The sequence below is a fragment of the Asticcacaulis sp. AC402 genome, assembly GCF_000495835.1.
Taxonomy (GTDB): domain Bacteria; phylum Pseudomonadota; class Alphaproteobacteria; order Caulobacterales; family Caulobacteraceae; genus Asticcacaulis.
Genome location: NZ_AWGC01000092.1, coordinates 1 through 241 on the forward strand (window position 1 = coordinate 1; position 241 = coordinate 241).

The following is a 241-nucleotide window of genomic DNA, read 5'->3' on the forward strand; positions in this document are numbered from 1 at the left end:
TTGACAGCGCCGGCGACGTCCTGACCGAACTGGCCAACGGCGGTGCTGACGAGGTCCAGGCTTCGTTGAGTTACACCCTGGCCGAAGACCTGGAAAACCTTCTGCTGACAGGATCGGGTGACCTGAACGGCACCGGTAATACCTCTGACAATCGTTTGACGGGCAATACGGGCAGCAACCGCTTGACCGGGCTTGGCGGCAATGACACGCTGACCGGCGAAGACGGGGCCGATCTTCTCGA

Annotated in this window: 1 pseudogene; it reads left to right on the plus strand. The window is 61.0% G+C overall.

Annotation, left to right across the window (positions count from 1 at the left end):
• Positions 1–241: pseudogene (locus tag ABAC402_RS40550) on the plus strand (calcium-binding protein); the annotation flags it as partial.